This is a genomic window from Paenibacillus sp. V4I3 (genome assembly GCF_030817215.1).
Taxonomy (GTDB): Bacteria; Bacillota; Bacilli; order Paenibacillales; family NBRC-103111; genus Paenibacillus_E.
Genome location: NZ_JAUSZA010000001.1, coordinates 647,135 through 663,151, shown reverse-complemented (window position 1 = coordinate 663,151; position 16,017 = coordinate 647,135). Strand labels below are relative to the sequence as shown.

Sequence of the window (16,017 nt, the reverse complement as noted above, 5' to 3'; positions counted from 1 at the left end):
GTACAACTTTACACGGATGAGCAAGTGGATGTTTCAACAAATACGTCTATAACAAACATTCTCGCCCAAGGACGGCGTAAGCCGGTTTTATTGTTTCACATGTGAATCCCAGCTGATAGCTGGAGCCCAGGTAATCCCTTCAACAGATACGGGTGAATTTTACCCTTGTTAGAAGGGAGCATGCAGGCAATGCTCAGCTAGTGAGTGAGCGATACCATGCGGCTGCCCTTGACCATAGCTGCGCTGCACAAGGGGCACGCCTTCGCCGCAAGCTTCGCTTCCTGCGGCGAAGAGATGCGTGACCAGGCCTTGCAGCCGGCCTGCTCGCAGATCCACGCCGCGACTCGCTCAGTCGCGGCGGCGGGTTTCCCAGCAGCGGCCGGGCGCCACACCGCTGCTCCACCCACAGCCGCCGCAGGCTTGCGGCTGACAACAGGGTCCGCGCCAGGGAACGCGGACAGCAGGAAGCGGGAAGGCTCCGCCTTCTTCCCGCGATAAAACGCCGGCGAGCTGATCAGCAGCTCAGCCTTGGCGCGCGTGACGGCGACGTAAGCCAGCCGTCGCTCTTCCTCCAGCGCGGCGGTTCCCTTGTCGCGCACCGCAACTCCAGCCATCTTAACATCGTCCAGATGGCTGGCATCGAGTGCCGAGCTATGCGGCATATTGCCCTCAATCGCACAGAGCAAGTACACGATCGGGAACTCCAGTCCCTTCGATTTATGAATCGTCATGAGCGAAATTTTATTCGCGAATTGTTCTTTTTGGAGCCTACTCATTTCTGTGCGTTTTTCCGCGACCTCATGGATAAAATAAAGAAATTGCTCCACAGTATCGAACCGCTTGGCAGAAGATTCCAGCTCGTCCAGCGTTTCCTTCAGCATCTCTCTGTGACTCGTCAGCTTGCTGCGCTTGTTCGTCTCTAGAAAAGCATCATAGAAATCCTTGCGAATCGCTTGAACGGCAGCGAGTGGCTTCATTTCAGCAAGCGATTTAATAAGACGGATGCGGCTTTTGAGCTTTTCTTTCTGAAAATCTTTCAGCTGAGGTAGACCGAGCAGGTGGATAAGCGGCCACTTTTTCGCCTGAATCGCTTCTTGATCTTGAATAATCCGCATGCCTTGGTCTCGTCCTATATATAATGAAGGGAGGACACCTTCTATGGCTTCGAAATTGCGCCGCTCATGGGCAAGCCTTAAGTGATCGATAATCGGCTTCACCATCCACTGATCGTAGAAGGAGTCATTACTACCGTAATCCACAAAAGGCAAATTATGAAGAATCAACTGCTCGATAATCGCCCGACTATTGCTGGCTGTCCGATACAAAATAGCGAAATCGCCATACTGGCTGCCACCCTCGGCTACTTTGATCCGAAGATCGTTAATTAACCAATCGGCCTCCTCGTCACTATTCGTGGGTTTCACATATTGCGGCTTCCGATCACTTTCCTTCGTGGCGAGAAGGGTCTTCGACTTCCGCTGCACATTGTGTTTGATGATGGCATTCCCCAGACCGACGATGCTTGAAGTAGAACGGTAATTAATATCAAGAGTGACCGTCGTGGCAGCAGGATACTTCTCATGAAACTGTAGAATAAATTCATTTCGCGCACCATTAAACGAATAAATCGTCTGGTCATCGTCACCGACAACCATCAAATTCTCGTGGTTCTTTGCAATCATTTGAATGATTTCGTATTGCACGGTATTCGTATCCTGGAACTCATCGACACTGATATAAGTAAACTTTCGCTGCAGCGAGCGCAGGACATCCGCGTTTTGCTGCAATAAGTGGTAGGCTTTGATCAAAATATCATCAAAATCAATCTTCTGCTGTTCCATTTTCCACTGCTCATACTGCATGAAAATCCGCTTCACTTCTTTATCTTCTTCCGTTCCTTCAGGCAGGTCGTCGACCTCGATCAGCTGCATTTTATAAGAAGAAAGCAAGGAAATGAGCACTTCAGGTTGGTATGTATCCTGCAGCCCCATGCCCAGCATGATGCGTTTGAAGACGATTTGCTGATATCGGCCATCACTCAGAATCTCTTGTTGTAACCCGTTCATTCGCAGTAATCTTAGGCAAAAAGCATGAAATGTACGCACCTGCATCGTATTGGTCATACTATGATCAAGGCCCGGCATGGACGTGAGGCGTTCACGCATCTCTTCGGCAGCCTTTTTCGAAAAAGTAATCAACAACAAATTCGACGGATGGACCCGGTGGACACGAAGTAAGTAAGCCACTCGGCACACTAGAACAGTTGTCTTCCCAGAACCGGCTCCCGCTAGGGTAAGTAAGGGACCTTTGAAATGGCGCACAGCCTGAACCTGTGCTTCATTCAGCAGAATCTGATGGCTTTCCAAGTCGCGGAAAAAGTAAGCGTCACGATCGGCATCGGACACAAAATCAGAACTATTCGTTAAAAGCGCCATACGCGCATGCGGGATAGGCCGCTCCGTGGTTTGTTTCGTACCTAATGGTGTAGGGTAAATAGAAAGAGAAGTCAAAATCATCACCTGTTTCATAGCAATACTGGACTACCTATTCTATCACATTTATAGACCGATGAAAGGACCTATATACATATGGGGATATCTTACTTAAAATTGCTTTGGAATCAGTTCGAAAAGCACGATGCCACAGGGCTTGCAGCCCAATGCGCCTACTATTTTCTGCTATCCCTGTTCCCTTTTCTGCTCTTTATTCTGAGTTTATTGGGGTATTTACCCTTCTCTTCGGACGATGTCATAGGGCTTATTAAAGAATATATTCCTGGGGCAGTTGCCGGCTGGATCGAGGAAACGCTTAGCAATCTGCTTGATGTGAAAAGAGGAGGCACACTTTCCTTCGGATTAATATTGGCCTTGGTGAGTGCCAGCGCAGCGATGAACGCGATCGTCATTGCCGTTAATAAAGCTTATGGGCTGCCGGAGCGAAAAAGCTTCATTCACTCGCGCTTGCTCGCCGTGATGCTGACGCTTGGCATGCTCATTGTCATCGCTTCAGCGCTGCTGCTCAGTGTGTTTGGCCATTGGATCGGGGATTGGACACTTGCCAACATTTCGATTTCATCGAAGCAAGTAGATTTATGGAACAACCTGCGCTGGATCGTAAACTTTGTCATCGTGTTTGTGGTTTTCATCGGTATTTACTATATAGCGCCCAATACGTGCTTAACCTGCAAAAGCATCCTTCCTGGAGCGATATTCGCGGCAGTTGGGTGGCAATTAACATCCCTCGGCTTCTCCTTCTATGTCAACAGCTTCACCAACTACAGCGCGACTTATGGCAGTGTCGGAGGTATTATCGTGCTCATGACGTGGTTCTATATTTCGGCGCTCATCATTATCATTGGCGGTGAAATCAATGCGATAAGGCATGTGAAGAGCCAGATTCATACGGTTCCATTGGATAAAAAGGATACGACAGCGAATAAAAACCGCTTCTGATTGTTGGTCAGAAACGGTTTTTTGTTCTACCATGTCAAAACGCCACCATCCACTCGTTTCACGCCGCGAATTTTTCCAAGATGCTCCGCGAGCCGGAACAAGGTTAGATCCTTCATTTTGGCTTCGATCATGACGTCGATCCGGGGGAGGCCCAGCACGTCAGGGACCAAGTGGAGCTTGTTCAAACAAATTTGCTGCAAAACCTACATCAAATTTCACGGTAGCTGCACTTACCGCGTAGATTATTTGCATTTCCTACATCAAATTTTCCCGATTACGAGGGTTTTCAGCCTTTTGGGCGAAATTCAGGGGAGATTCTTCACAAGCTACCCAACAAAAAAAGACACCCTGAGGTGTCTTTTGCAGAACATTCCGTATAAGTCTGGTGAATGAAACACCAGACGGTTGTTCTAAATGACTAAACCCGCTCAACCTTCAACAGGTTAGTCGTGCCTGATTTCCCCACTGGAATACCGGCGGAGACGACGGTGATGTCGCCCTTCTTCACGTAGCCGAGCGTCTCAGCTTGCCCGATGGCAGAGCGGATCATCGCGTCAGTGGAGTCGCAGAATTCGCCAAGGATCGGGATAACGCCCTGCACCATGCTCAGATAGTTGATCGCATATTCATTGGACGTCACAGCAATAATCGGCGCTACTGGGCGGTACTTCGCGATCATCCGAGCTGTGAAGCCGCTCTCCGTTGGCGTCAAGATCGCTGCAGCGTGCAGCTTGTTAGCGGATGATACAACCGCTTGGCACAGCACCTCAGTCACTTCGTTGTTCGACTGAAGCTGCGCGTCGATCAAGGAGCTGCGCTCCATGGTTTGCTCTACGCGCTCGGCGATCGTCGCCATCATCGTCACGGACTCGATGGGATACTTGCCTGCAGCTGTTTCGCCGGAAAGCATGACAACGTCGCTGCCGTCGAGCACCGCATTCGCCACGTCACTCACTTCTGCGCGTGTTGGGCGAGGGTTGCGCTGCATGGAATCCAACATTTGCGTCGCTGTAATAACAGGCTTGCCAGCTAAATTACAAGCGCGAATCATGTCTTTCTGCGCAATCGGAACTTCCTCCGTCGGAATCTCGACGCCTAGATCTCCCCGCGCGACCATGATGCCGTCGGAAGCTTCAAGGATCGAAGCGAAGTTCGTCATGCCTTCTTCGTTCTCAATCTTCGAAATAATCGGTGTAAACGCTGCGCCATGCTGTTCCAAAATTGCGCGAACTTCTCTAACATCGTTTCCATTTCGTACGAATGACATTGCGATGATGGAAATATTTTCTTCGACTCCGAACTTAATATGCATCACATCGCGCTCAGTTACACCGGGCAGGGAGGTGCGCACGCCCGGCAAATTAACGCCTTTACGCTGCTTCAAAACACTTTGATTCAAAACGCTGCAAGTTACTTCAGTACCGTCAATCATTTCTACACGCAGCTCGATAGAGCCGTCATCGATAAGAATGAGATTCCCCGGCTGAACATCCTGCGGAAGGCCAGGGTAATTCACGGAAACACGGCTGGAATCGCCAATAATTTGTTCAGTTGTAAGCACAATGTGATCGCCGCTTTGCAAATCGTAGGAAGCATCCTTCAATTGACCGATGCGGATTTCCGGACCTTTAATATCCATCAGAATAGGGATGATGACACCAAGCTCCCCAGCTGCTTGACGTACGCGCTGAATGCGTCCCCGGTGCTCATCTAAATCGCCATGAGCCATATTCAATCTTGCGACGCTCATGCCTGAGCGAATTAATTCTTTAAGAGTAGGGACGGAATCACAAGCAGGTCCCATGGTACAAATGATTTTTGTTTTACGCATGGTGTTAGAACTTCCTTTCAATAATGACGAATGAATTTTGGCTTCATTATATGCCTAAATGAGCCGAAGTTCTATGAACTATAGTATGATGTATGTACTATAGTATTCAGGAAGGTGCCATTATGCAGGTAATAACCTTTACGTACGACAAGAGCAGTAATTGGTACAAGGAAGAGTTGGAGGGATGCTCCCATTGGACGCTCGTTCTCGTTACCTATGGCCGATGTGTGTATTGGATCAATGAGAAGAAGCAAGTCGTTGAGAAAGGTCAATGGCTGCTTATTCCGAGTAAAACTCCCTTTTATGGAAGAAGTGTGCCGACCCAGATCCATGAAAAGTACGTTGTTCAATTCATCGCCGGAGCAGCATCTGAACAGTTCCCTCTCCTCCAGCTGCCGCATTACACAAGTCGTTTAACGGGTAAATACGAGTTAATTGTCGATCGTTTGCGCCTTATCCATCAGCAGTGGCAAGACAAGCAATCCTATTACCAAACGCTGTGTGAAGCTTTGCTCAAAGAGCTGTTTGTCTATCTTCATAGAGAGTGGGACCAAGATACAACAACTACCGCTACGGCGCAGCTAGTGGAGCAGATGAAAGGCTACATTCAGAACCATTACCGCGAGCACGTGACCAAAGACGAGCTTGCCGCGTGCATAAGCCGATCTCCGAACTACACGGCGGCACTCTTTCGCAAAGTGACAGGTCAAACGATCAGCGAGTTCGTCCATGCCACAAGGATCAAAACGGCCATTTACATGCTAAGACATTCTGCGCTGTCAGTGACCGAGATCTCCGAGTTCATCGGGTACAATGACCCGTCTTATTTTTACCGTGTATTCAGGCGTCTAACCGGCTTAGTGCCAACGGATTTAGTATCCGACCGTGAAACGATTCGCAAGTAGTACTTTACTTACATCGTACCGCCGCCTCGGCGTACTTCGGAAGGGATTTGTTCAGGTCCTTTATCAATGTTCTGGTAGATGAATGTTCCAACACTTGCTTCATCAAACTTTGTAAGCTGCATCGTTTTCGTCCATGCGGTTACAACGACCTCTTGATCGTTAGGTACATCTGGATTCGGTACAGCTAGTACACCGGCGCCGGCTTTCTTGAAATGCGTTAAATAGTCGAGTCGATCTAGCAGTTCCTTAGGAGCATCTGGGTGGTAATGAATGATGATATCGCCGTGCTCTAAATTATGAACAAGCATTTCATAAGAGGGTCTTTCCTTATAAAAACCGAACTTTAAGTCATGTGGACTGTGTGTACCGGAGGTCGGGATTTTCATTTCATAGGAAAGTGTACCCTCAGCATGCCCTCGTCCGTAATCTTTATCTGTCACAACCTGGATAGGAGTATTAAAATTCAGTTTTTCTACACTGTATTTGCTGGAATTTTGCTGAATAAGCGAGGTTCCCACACAGCATATCGCGATAATAACGAGAGTGTGAGAGAGAAGCAGCCAGGTCTTTTGCTTTTTTTTCAGAACCTGTTTCTCCACCTTTTTCAATCGACTTGTGTTCTGTTTGTGCGCTTTCGCGGCCAACACATAGCCAATAATCGACAAAACAAAAATAGCCAAGCCTATATAGAGCAAAATAGCCGTAAAATCAGGTCCGTGCTGCATGGTTGAATGATCCATTATAATTGATCTCCTCTTAGATTAAATTTAAAATATCAACACTACATATTGTAGTTACACTATTACCTAGAAGTCAATTTCTGCGTATTCCATCGAGGCTGCTCGCGCAGGTGAGCATGGTAAAGGCTTTAAGAAATCAGCTGAGAACGTTGATCAGTTGTTCGAAGTCATCAACAATAATACGGCTGAAGTCATGGAACAAGCGGAGAACCTGCAGCGCATGATTTGCAGCATTTGATTGAAAAATAGAGCGAATGTTCAAAAAAAAGGATTGCCAAAAAGTTGGTAATCCGCTACAGTTAAGCCAAATGAATAGCAACACGGGTGCTTGATGAAGTCAGGCTGAGATAGTGGCCCCATGCCACTGACCGTTAATCTGATCTGGGTAATGCCAGCGTAGAGAATGAAGTGCCTTTCCGCACTAATTTTATGCCTGCCGCTACCCGGTGGGCTTTTTTTCGTGTTCGCCTATTCATTTTACAGATCTATCTATGAAAAGGAGTCGAACAAACAGATGGCGCAAAAAGAAACAGCAGCAAAGGGTTTGAAATTGACGGATATTTTGATCACCATTGTGATCGCAGCGGTGTTTGGTGTGATTTATCGCGTTTGGGGGCCGATGTACGATATTTTGAAACCATTCGGACTTCACGCGGAGCAATTGAGCTATGGCATGTGGTTTATGGCAGCGACCTTCGCGTTCCTCGTTATTCGTAAACCTGGCGTTGCTTTATTGGCTGAGGTAGCGGCGGCGACGATTGAGGCACTTTTTGGTGGCTCTTGGGGTGTATCAACGCTTGTGTATGGGTTGCTGCAGGGGCTTGGTGCTGAACTCGTTTTTGCCCTTTTCCTTTACCGCCGTGCAAGCGTTGACGTGACAATCCTAGCCTCATTCGCATCCGCAGCGTTATCCTTGCTCGTGGATAACTATTATGGCTATATTGATCAACTCACGTTCTGGAATTACTGCTTATTCATTGGACTTCGTCTCTTGGGCAGCGCTTTGATCGCTGGCGTGTTCGCTTATTACTTAGCGGGTGCATTGGCTCGTACCGGTGTGCTCAGTCTTGTACGTCCTGTTTCGAAGAAAGATTACGACGCATTGGGGTAACGTGATGAGCGAAGGAATGAGCGTTACGAATCTAAGGTTAAAATATCCCGGAGAAGACGCCCCCCTGTTATTTCAGGGGGTTTCCTTTTCGATTGAGCCTGGAGAGAAGGTACTGCTTCTAGGGCCGAGCGGCTGCGGTAAATCAACACTGCTTCAAGTGTTAAGCGGTATTGTCCCTAATATTGTTGAGATTCCGCTCAAGACAGATAACATTCAAACCCCAAGCAGCTCAGGCTATGTCTTTCAAGATCCGGAAACACAGTTCTGCATGCCGTATGTGGATGAGGAAATTGCTTTCGTCTTGGAAAATTTACAAGTCCCTCGTGAGGAGATGCCTGCTCGTATCGCGTATTATCTGGAGTTGGTGGGACTTCAACTAGGAGATACCCATACCTTGATTAGGAATCTGTCGCAAGGGATGAAGCAGCGGCTGGCTATTGCCAGTGTGCTCGCACTAGAGCCGGAAGTACTGTTCCTTGACGAGCCTACGGCGCTTCTGGATGAAATAGGCACTGAGCAGGTATGGGAAACGATCCGAAGGATTAGTGCTGAGAAGACACTGGTTATCGTGGAACATAAAATAAGCGGCATCCTGGGACTCATCGACCGCTTGATCGTCATGTCGCCAGATGGAGGACTGCTTGCGGATGGCCAACCTCAAGAGGTGTTCGAAGCTTACAAACAGCAAATGATCGACTACGGGATCTGGTACCCTGGTGTTTGGGACGATAATGAGATGGAGTTAGTGTCTGGGGACAAGAATGAGGACAAAGCGGCCCCCTTCATTCAGACTGCGGCGCCGGTCATGACCCTACGCGATTTTGTAGGGTTACGCGGAGGGCAGATCAAGACCTCTGTGGATAACTTGAGCGTCTATCCTGGTGACTGGATTACCGTTGTCGGTGCCAACGGCGCTGGCAAAAGCTCGCTGCTGTTAGCCATTATGCGGCTCATCCCGACCCACGGCAGCTGCTGGATCGAGGGGGTTAAGGGCAGCAAAGTCGAGCAGCTTGCGGAGCAAGTCGGCTTTGTGTTCCAGAATCCCGAATTCCAATTCGTCACGAATTCGGTGGAGGAAGAACTGGCCTACTCCTTGCCAGAGGCGGAGCAGGGGCGGGATGAGCAGCGGTCGGCTCTAGAGCGGCTGCTTAGGGAATACGACCTGCTTGCGCTGCGCAAGAGGCATCCGTTCCAGTTGTCGATGGGCCAGAAGCGGCGCTTAAGCGTAGCATCCGCGATGGTGCGCGGCCCACGCATTCTGCTGCTGGATGAGCCCACCTTCGGGCTTGATGCGCGCGGTACGATGCGCATCTTGCAGCAGCTGGAACGGCTGCGGGCGAGCGGAACTGTGATCGTGATGGTCACGCACGATCTAGAGATTGTGAAACGCTGTGCTACGCGCGTTTGGCAGGTTGAAGATGGGCATGTGGAGGAATGGCCGGCTGAGAATCTGCCGGCCTCCGCCGCACATGCTCCGGAAGGAGCTGCGATGCTATGCAAATAACATTCGCGTATCGTGAAACCTGGCTGCACCGGGTAAATCCGGGTGTGAAGCTAATCCTGTCCATATTTCTGTTTATTGTTGTTGTGTTCACGCATAATCTGAATGCTATGATATATTTGACCTTGGCCGCACTGGTGCCGCTCTTCTTATTCACAGGCCATCCAATGAAGCGGCTGTTGTTGTATGCCTCACCGTTTCTGCTTATCTTCTTATCCTCTTCCACGGGGATGATGATGTTCGGCAGCGGAGATACGCTGTGGTACCAGATGGGCTTCATCCGAATCACCGAAGAAAGCTTCTATCGCGGCATCCATCTGGGCTTTCGTGGCCTTCAGGTGGCCGCGGTCGGGCTGCTGTTCAGCTTGACCACACGGCCGGTTGCGCTTTTCTATGCCATGATGCAGCAGTGGAAGGTCGCGCCGAAATACGCCTACAGCTTCCTCGCCGCGATGCGCATGCTGCCGCTCATCCTCGAAGAATTCCAAACTCTTCGCCATGCGCTGAAGGTGCGGGGCAAGAAGAAGCGTAATCCCATCACTGGATGGTATACGACGCTGCGAATGTATGCCATTCCGCTGCTTGCCCAGAGCATACGCCGCGCTCACCGGACAGCTGTGGCAATGGAAGCGAAGCGTTTTTCCGCGCAAAAAAAACGGACTTATTATTATGTATCTTTCTATTCGATGTTAGATGTTTATTATATCTTTTATTGGATTGTGCTCGTCATTCTTGCTAATTGGCTGGGGAAAGTATGGCCATTCTTGAATGCAGCGGACGTCCGATAAGAATTATGAAGAGCAATCCAAGCCAACGCACAAGTTGGTTTAGATTGCTTATTTTTTATTTGCCCCATTTCATTGACATTGATAAGTTGCAGCATGGCATTCCTTGCACGTGTGGGTATATCGTGAATTGAACGCTACTGGGTGTGTAGCTGGTCGTAACGACAGATTCACAGCCGAAGGAGTGAACAATCCGATCCACTTCCTTCTGATTGCCTGTCTGGGCGGCCGTCATTATTTGTTGGGCGATGGATGGTTCGGCAAGCTTTTTGAGTACGAGCGAGGCATCTTCCACCAGACGCTGAAAGCTGGTAATGGAATGCACAAGTATTTTCGTATCGACAGGAGGGAAATCACGATGCCAAGCCCAGTGAGCAGGGTAGTAAGCAGCAGGAATAGGGTGACGATCATAGGGGGATGTGTAATAGGAAGGAGGATAATTCATGGATGATCTCCTTAAAGTTTTTTGCCAGAAATGCGCTATACCAATATATGTGGATGGGGGCTGGTGTGGTTCCTGTAATTTATGTATTTGTCAGGAGTCACAGCACAACGCCGAATTCATCGGCAAGCCCTTGCAAACCTTCAGGGGTGACGCGCACAGCCCGACTATCGGGCAGCCGTTCAATCCAGCGAAGTTCGAACAGCCGGCGTGTGAGCGCAGCGCCAAGCGTACCCGAGATATGATGGCGGCGCTCGCTCCAGTCGAGGCATTGCCGCGCATAATGGCGCCTGCGTTTGCGGTCTTCCTCGACCTCGACGCCGAATCGTTCCAGCCGCTGCTTACCCGCAGTGCTGAGGATGAAATCCTTGCCTGCCTCCTGCAGCAGGCCTAACTCAAGAAGCCGGTCCGTCAGGGCTACGCCAATCTGGCCGGCTATATGATCATAGCAGGTGCGCGCATAGCGCAGCGCCCTTAGTTGATCTGATTCGCGCAGCGAGCGAATCGGCTTTGGGGAGGCGATCGCTTGCAGCGCCTCCAGAGCGTAGGCCACCTCGGCGCTCGCCAGCCGGTAGTACTTGTGCCGTCCATACGACTCATGGACGAGCAGACCGCCTTCCACCATCTTCGATAGGTGGGAGCTTGCTGTCTGAGGCGTAATGCGCGCGAATCGCGCGAGTTCGCTTGCGGGCAGCGACTTGCCGCCGAGAAGATTCAGCAGAATCGTGATGCGTGATGGTTCGCCTATCAGTGAAGCCACTTCCACAATATTTGGATTCGTACACATCCATATCAGCCTCCGCTTCATACAATCATACTTCGATACAGAACGAAACCAATTCAGTTTATAATCGATCATATACAAAGGTTAGTTTTTTTACAGTCATACTTCGATAATAAGCGAAATTTGAGTGTGAAGACAACAGTCATCCTGAAAGTGTATGCAGCCTATGGGAGGATACTATGAATCGCTATTTATTTGGCTTAATGGTTGTTGTCACAACATCACTAATGGGATCTTCCTTCGCTGTGGGTAAAATGGGTTTGGCCTATTTCTCACCTCTTCTGTTGGTAGGTTGTCGCTTTACACTGGCGGGACTAGTTATGGCTCTGTTTGTGAGAAAAAGGCCGCGTCCAGGTGATCTTCTAGACTGGAGCAAAATCATGAGCGTGGGGCTGTTCCAAACAGCTGGCGTCATGGGCTGCATTTTTCTAAGCTTACGCACGATTACCGCTGGTGAGTCATCGATTTTGACTTTCACCAATCCACTGCTTGTCATCGTGCTGGGAACGCTGTTTCTAGGTGCAAAATACCGAATTTCCCAATGGATTGGAGTCATGATCGGCTGTGCTGGCGTGTTTATCACGCTGGGTGTTCACATGCAGTTGCAAACGGGTACGCTGCTTGGGATGGGATCTGCGATTTCGTGGGCTATCTCCACACTGCTCGTTAAGAAATGGGGAGCCAGTTTCGATGTGTGGGTCCTAACCGCATACCAAATGCTGTTCGGCGGTCTCCTTCTCCTTGTTATGAGTCTGACCATAGAAACTCCGAAGCTAATCCTAGGCGTATCCGCTGTGTTGATTCTATTATGGCTTGCAATCATGGCCTCCATCGTGCAATTCGCTTCATGGTTCTTCTTATTGAAACAAGGGGATCCCGGTAAAACGAGCGCCTTCTTATTCCTCGCCCCGTTCTTCGGGGTTGTATCAGGGTGGCTGCTGCTTGGTGAAGTCATAGAATGGTTCGTGTATGTAGGGGGAACACTCATCCTTATCGGTATTTTTTTCGTGAATTGGACGTTTTCAACCCAAACTCGGAGAAAAGCGAAAGTGACCTCATCATAGAAGCTTCTAAAAACCCAACCCTTCGAGGGTGGGTTTTTCATGCGCGACAGCTTATTATGTTGTGATCAAATATGACTAATATGAAAGTAATTACCTCTAGAAAGCGCTTTACAAATAAATATCGATCACATATAATCATAAATGAGACCAAACAATCAAATGTATGACCGTATATGCACAAAATCTATGGAGTGGAATAGGGGGGATCGTGATGCTGTTTGAAGAAGAGCGTCAGCAGAAGATCGCCGATTATGTTCAAGAAAGAGAGCGTGCGTCCGTTCAGGAGCTGGCGCAGCATTTTCAGGTATCTGAATCAACAGTCCGCAGAGATCTGAAGATTCTTGAGGAAGAAGGCAAGCTTCGCCGCACACATGGAGGAGCCGTAGCCTTTGTCAGCGACAATTCAGAGCCTACTTTTGTGGAAAAAGAAGATCGCTATCGTTTACAAAAGGAGCTGATAGCCAAAGAAGCCGCGTCCATGGTTCGGGAAGGCGATTCTATCCTACTCGATTCGGGAACTACAACTTATTATTTGGCTAAGGAATTGAAAACATTCAAAAAGCTTACGGTGGTAACCAATTCCGTTGCGGTAGCTCAAGAATTGTCTGCTAACACGGGAATCGATTTGATTCTTACAGGGGGCACCTTGCGTCATGAAACGCTGGCAATGGTAGGTCCGTTAGCCGAGAAGGCATTGGAATCCGTGCATGTTGATAAAGCCTTCGTGGCTATCAATGGTCTGGATCCTGTCATTGGATTGACAACACCGAATATGTTGGAGGCTTCGACCAAACGGGCTTTTTTCCGTTCAACCAAACAAGTGATTTTACTCATGGACCATAGCAAGTATGGAAGAGTTTCTTTTGCTAAGGTTGCGGCATTAACCGAGATTGACCAGCTTCTGACGGATGACGGTATATCGGACAATGCACTGAAGGAGCTAGATACGGCTGGGGTTACCGTTACAGTCGTACAGACGGGTGGGAGGAAGTCATGAAGCTACCTGTCTTGACAATTACATTGAATCCGGCCTTAGACAAAACGGTAACGGTAGAAAACTTTGTTCTTGGCGGATTGAACCGGATTAAAGACTGGAGAATGGATGCTGGAGGAAAGGGCATCAATGTCGCCAAAGTATTGAAGAATTTTTCCGTTGATGTAACAGCTTGGGGCTTGTGTGCAGGGCGCCAGGGGAATGTGCTGACAGATACACTTTCGAGTCTGGGCATCCCGAATTGGTTTGTTCAAGCGAAGGGTGAAACGAGAACGAACCTGAAGGTGTACGTCGAACATACCCGGGAAACAACGGAGTTGAATGAGCCAGGATTCACGGTAGACGATGACGTCTTAAATCAATTTCTTGATCGTTTCAGAACAGATGTTCGTCATGTATCGTTGGTTGTCCTGGGGGGCAGTTTGCCAAAGGGAATACCGGGTGATTTCTATAAGACACTTATCCAGATTGCGAATGAGGCTGGTGTTCGGACCGTGTTGGATGCCGATGGTGAGCCTTTCGTCCATGGTATTGAGGCTGTTCCCTACGCGATCAAGCCGAACATTCATGAGCTCGAGTCGTTCTTCGGAGAGTCCTTCCGGACGGATGAAGAGATTATCGATGCGGCAAGAAGATTAATCTCTAAAGGAATTGCTTATGTGGCCGTTTCTTTAGGTGGAGAGGGATCGATTCTTGTAACGGAGACGGAGGCCATTCGCGCCAAACCTGCTCCAATTACTCCCCTAAGTACAGTAGGGGCTGGGGACTCGATGGTAGCCGCGCTCATTTATTGCATGCTGCATGGCATGTCGCTGGAAGAAGCTGCAAGGTGGAGCTCAACTGCAGGAACTGTAACGGCTTTGAAGCCAGGAACACAGGTTTGTACGCTTGCTGAAGTGGAAGAAAAACTAGGTAGTGTGAACATATGGTCTATTCCAAAAACAACAAATTCGAATTGAAGGCGGGGGCGTCTATGAAAAAGATTCTTGCTGTTACTGCTTGTCCAACTGGTGTTGCACATACGTATATGGCTGCTGAGTCCTTAGCAAAAGCAGCTAGAGAAAAGGGTATTTCGATTAAAGTAGAAACCAGAGGAGCTGTCGGTGTAGAAAATGAGTTTACTGAGCAAGAGATTGCCGAGGCTCATGCCATTATTGTAGCTGCGGACACGGATGTGTTAGAATCCCGTTTCGCTGGTAAGCCGGTTGTTAAAGTCCCTGTGGCACAGGCGATCAAAAATCCGGCAGGCCTTCTCGATGAAGCAATGAACAAAGAAGCGGCCTCTGCCGATGATTATCTGAAGCAAGTAGAGCAGTCGAAATCTCAGCGCAGCGCTTCAAGAACAGGCGCGTATAAGCATTTGATGACAGGTGTTTCAAACATGCTTCCATTGGTTGTTGCTGGCGGATTGCTCATTGCACTTTCTTTCATATTCGGAATTGAGGCATTTAAAGAACAGGGTACTTTTGCCGCAGCTTTGATGGATATTGGTGGCGGAGCAGCTTTTGCTTTGATGGTACCGATCTTGGCGGGATTCATCGCCTTCTCCATTGCGGAAAAGCCGGGCTTGGCGCCGGGTCTTGTTGGTGGGATGCTCGCTTCAAAAATGGGAGCAGGTTTCCTTGGCGGTATCATCGCCGGATTTCTTGCGGGTTATGTCGCGAAGCTTTTGAAAGATCATATCAAAATGCCTAAGAATTTTGAAGGCTTGAAACCGATTCTGATTATTCCTTTATTGGCTACTGGTATTACAGGACTTTTAATGATATACGTGATTGGCGAACCCGTAAAAGCAATTATGGATGGTTTGACAATATGGCTCAAATCGCTCGGTTCCACGAATGCCGTATTGCTCGGTGTTCTACTGGGAGCGATGATGGCTTTCGATATGGGTGGCCCAGTGAATAAAGCGGCGTATACGTTCGCTGTAGGTTTGTTGGCGAGCAGTGTATACGGTCCGATGGCAGCGGTAATGGCTGCTGGTATGACACCTCCGCTTGGTTTGTGGCTGGCAACGTTACTTGCTCCGAAGAAATTTACGAAGGAGGAACGGGATGCCGGTAAAGCGGCTTCCGTTCTGGGAATTTCATTTATCACGGAAGGTGCCATTCCGTTTGCCGCAGGCGATCCGTTCCGCGTGATCCCTTCGATCATGGTCGGCTCCGCTTTAACAGGCGCTTTATCCATGCTGTTCGGCGCTACTTTGCGCGCGCCGCATGGAGGGATTTTCGTTCTGCCAATCCCGAATGCCGTTGGCCACCTGGCTTTGTATGCTTTAGCTATCGTCGCAGGAACGGTTGTTACAGCCATTATGCTGAATATATTGAAGAAGCCAGTAAAAGACTAATCTTTACACAAATTAAAACTAATCACGCAGGGGGAATCTCTTCCCCCTTTATATTTAGGGA

Annotated in this window: 15 protein-coding genes; 9 read left to right on the top strand and 6 right to left on the bottom strand. The window is 48.9% G+C overall.

What is annotated here, in order from left to right; all coding sequences use genetic code 11:
* Positions 1–197: 197 nt before the first annotated feature.
* Positions 198–2,528, bottom strand: a complete 2,331-nt coding sequence (locus QFZ77_RS03130; protein WP_307436021.1) for a UvrD-helicase domain-containing protein — start codon at positions 2,526–2,528, stop codon at positions 198–200.
* Between the two features lie 60 nt (positions 2,529–2,588).
* Here QFZ77_RS03130 and QFZ77_RS03125 point away from each other — a divergent pair, with 60 nt between their 5' ends.
* Positions 2,589–3,452: a YihY/virulence factor BrkB family protein gene (locus QFZ77_RS03125; RefSeq protein WP_307436019.1), complete on the top strand. Its 864-nt coding sequence runs from the start codon at positions 2,589–2,591 to the stop codon at positions 3,450–3,452.
* A 26-nt stretch (positions 3,453–3,478) separates the two neighbouring features.
* On the opposite strand, the gene QFZ77_RS03120 is transcribed toward QFZ77_RS03125, so the two are convergent.
* On the bottom strand, positions 3,479–3,637 hold the full coding sequence (locus tag QFZ77_RS03120) for a hypothetical protein (RefSeq protein WP_373462558.1): 159 nt from the start codon (positions 3,635–3,637) through the stop codon (positions 3,479–3,481).
* A gap of 233 nt (positions 3,638–3,870) precedes the next feature.
* A complete protein-coding gene (pyk, locus tag QFZ77_RS03115; RefSeq protein ID WP_307436016.1) occupies positions 3,871–5,283 on the bottom strand; it encodes a pyruvate kinase in 1,413 nt (470 codons plus the stop codon).
* A 122-nt stretch (positions 5,284–5,405) separates the two neighbouring features.
* Between pyk and QFZ77_RS03110 the strand changes: the two genes are divergently transcribed.
* Complete coding sequence (locus QFZ77_RS03110) at positions 5,406–6,188, top strand: helix-turn-helix transcriptional regulator (RefSeq protein ID WP_307436014.1); 783 nt, start codon at positions 5,406–5,408, stop codon at positions 6,186–6,188.
* A gap of 8 nt (positions 6,189–6,196) precedes the next feature.
* Here QFZ77_RS03110 and QFZ77_RS03105 read toward each other — a convergent pair whose 3' ends face one another.
* Positions 6,197–6,928 carry a DUF3105 domain-containing protein gene (locus tag QFZ77_RS03105; protein WP_307436011.1) on the bottom strand — a complete coding sequence of 244 codons (732 nt, stop codon included), beginning with the start codon at positions 6,926–6,928 and terminating at the stop codon, positions 6,197–6,199.
* Between the two features lie 514 nt (positions 6,929–7,442).
* Between QFZ77_RS03105 and QFZ77_RS03100 the strand changes: the two genes are divergently transcribed.
* From QFZ77_RS03100 to QFZ77_RS03090, 3 genes are read left to right on the top strand one after another with little or no spacing between them, the layout of a single operon-like run.
* Positions 7,443–8,039, top strand: coding sequence for an ECF transporter S component (locus tag QFZ77_RS03100; protein WP_307436008.1), 597 nt, complete (start codon positions 7,443–7,445; stop codon positions 8,037–8,039).
* Positions 8,040–8,043: 4 nt separating this feature from the next.
* Positions 8,044–9,543, top strand: a complete 1,500-nt coding sequence (locus tag QFZ77_RS03095; RefSeq protein ID WP_307436005.1) for an ABC transporter ATP-binding protein — start codon at positions 8,044–8,046, stop codon at positions 9,541–9,543.
* Positions 9,534–10,328, top strand: coding sequence for an energy-coupling factor transporter transmembrane component T family protein (locus QFZ77_RS03090; protein ID WP_307436003.1), 795 nt, complete (start codon positions 9,534–9,536; stop codon positions 10,326–10,328). The genes QFZ77_RS03095 and QFZ77_RS03090 overlap by 10 nt, the downstream gene beginning before the upstream one ends.
* Before the next feature lie 55 nt (positions 10,329–10,383).
* Here the strand turns inward: QFZ77_RS03090 and QFZ77_RS03085 are convergent, their stop codons facing one another.
* Together QFZ77_RS03085 and QFZ77_RS03080 are read right to left on the bottom strand one after the other, a co-directional pair.
* On the bottom strand, positions 10,384–10,770 hold the full coding sequence (locus tag QFZ77_RS03085) for a YuzC family spore coat inner layer protein (protein ID WP_307435999.1): 387 nt from the start codon (positions 10,768–10,770) through the stop codon (positions 10,384–10,386).
* A gap of 97 nt (positions 10,771–10,867) precedes the next feature.
* Complete coding sequence (locus tag QFZ77_RS03080) at positions 10,868–11,554, bottom strand: ArsR/SmtB family transcription factor (RefSeq protein ID WP_307435996.1); 687 nt, start codon at positions 11,552–11,554, stop codon at positions 10,868–10,870.
* 176 nt (positions 11,555–11,730) lie between these two features.
* Between QFZ77_RS03080 and QFZ77_RS03075 the strand changes: the two genes are divergently transcribed.
* From QFZ77_RS03075 to QFZ77_RS03060, 4 genes are all read left to right on the top strand, one after another.
* The gene (locus tag QFZ77_RS03075) at positions 11,731–12,615 is read left to right on the top strand and encodes a DMT family transporter (protein ID WP_307435993.1); all 885 of its coding nucleotides are present in this window, start codon (positions 11,731–11,733) and stop codon (positions 12,613–12,615) included.
* Positions 12,616–12,826: 211 nt separating this feature from the next.
* Positions 12,827–13,612, top strand: coding sequence for a DeoR/GlpR family DNA-binding transcription regulator (locus QFZ77_RS03070; RefSeq protein WP_307435991.1), 786 nt, complete (start codon positions 12,827–12,829; stop codon positions 13,610–13,612).
* The gene (pfkB, locus tag QFZ77_RS03065) at positions 13,609–14,568 is read left to right on the top strand and encodes a 1-phosphofructokinase (protein ID WP_307435989.1); all 960 of its coding nucleotides are present in this window, start codon (positions 13,609–13,611) and stop codon (positions 14,566–14,568) included. Before QFZ77_RS03070 ends, pfkB begins: the two co-directional genes overlap by 4 nt.
* Positions 14,569–14,582: 14 nt before the next feature.
* Positions 14,583–15,956 carry a PTS fructose transporter subunit IIC gene (locus QFZ77_RS03060; protein ID WP_307435986.1) on the top strand — a complete coding sequence of 458 codons (1,374 nt, stop codon included), beginning with the start codon at positions 14,583–14,585 and terminating at the stop codon, positions 15,954–15,956.
* The last annotated feature ends 61 nt before the right edge of the window (positions 15,957–16,017 follow it).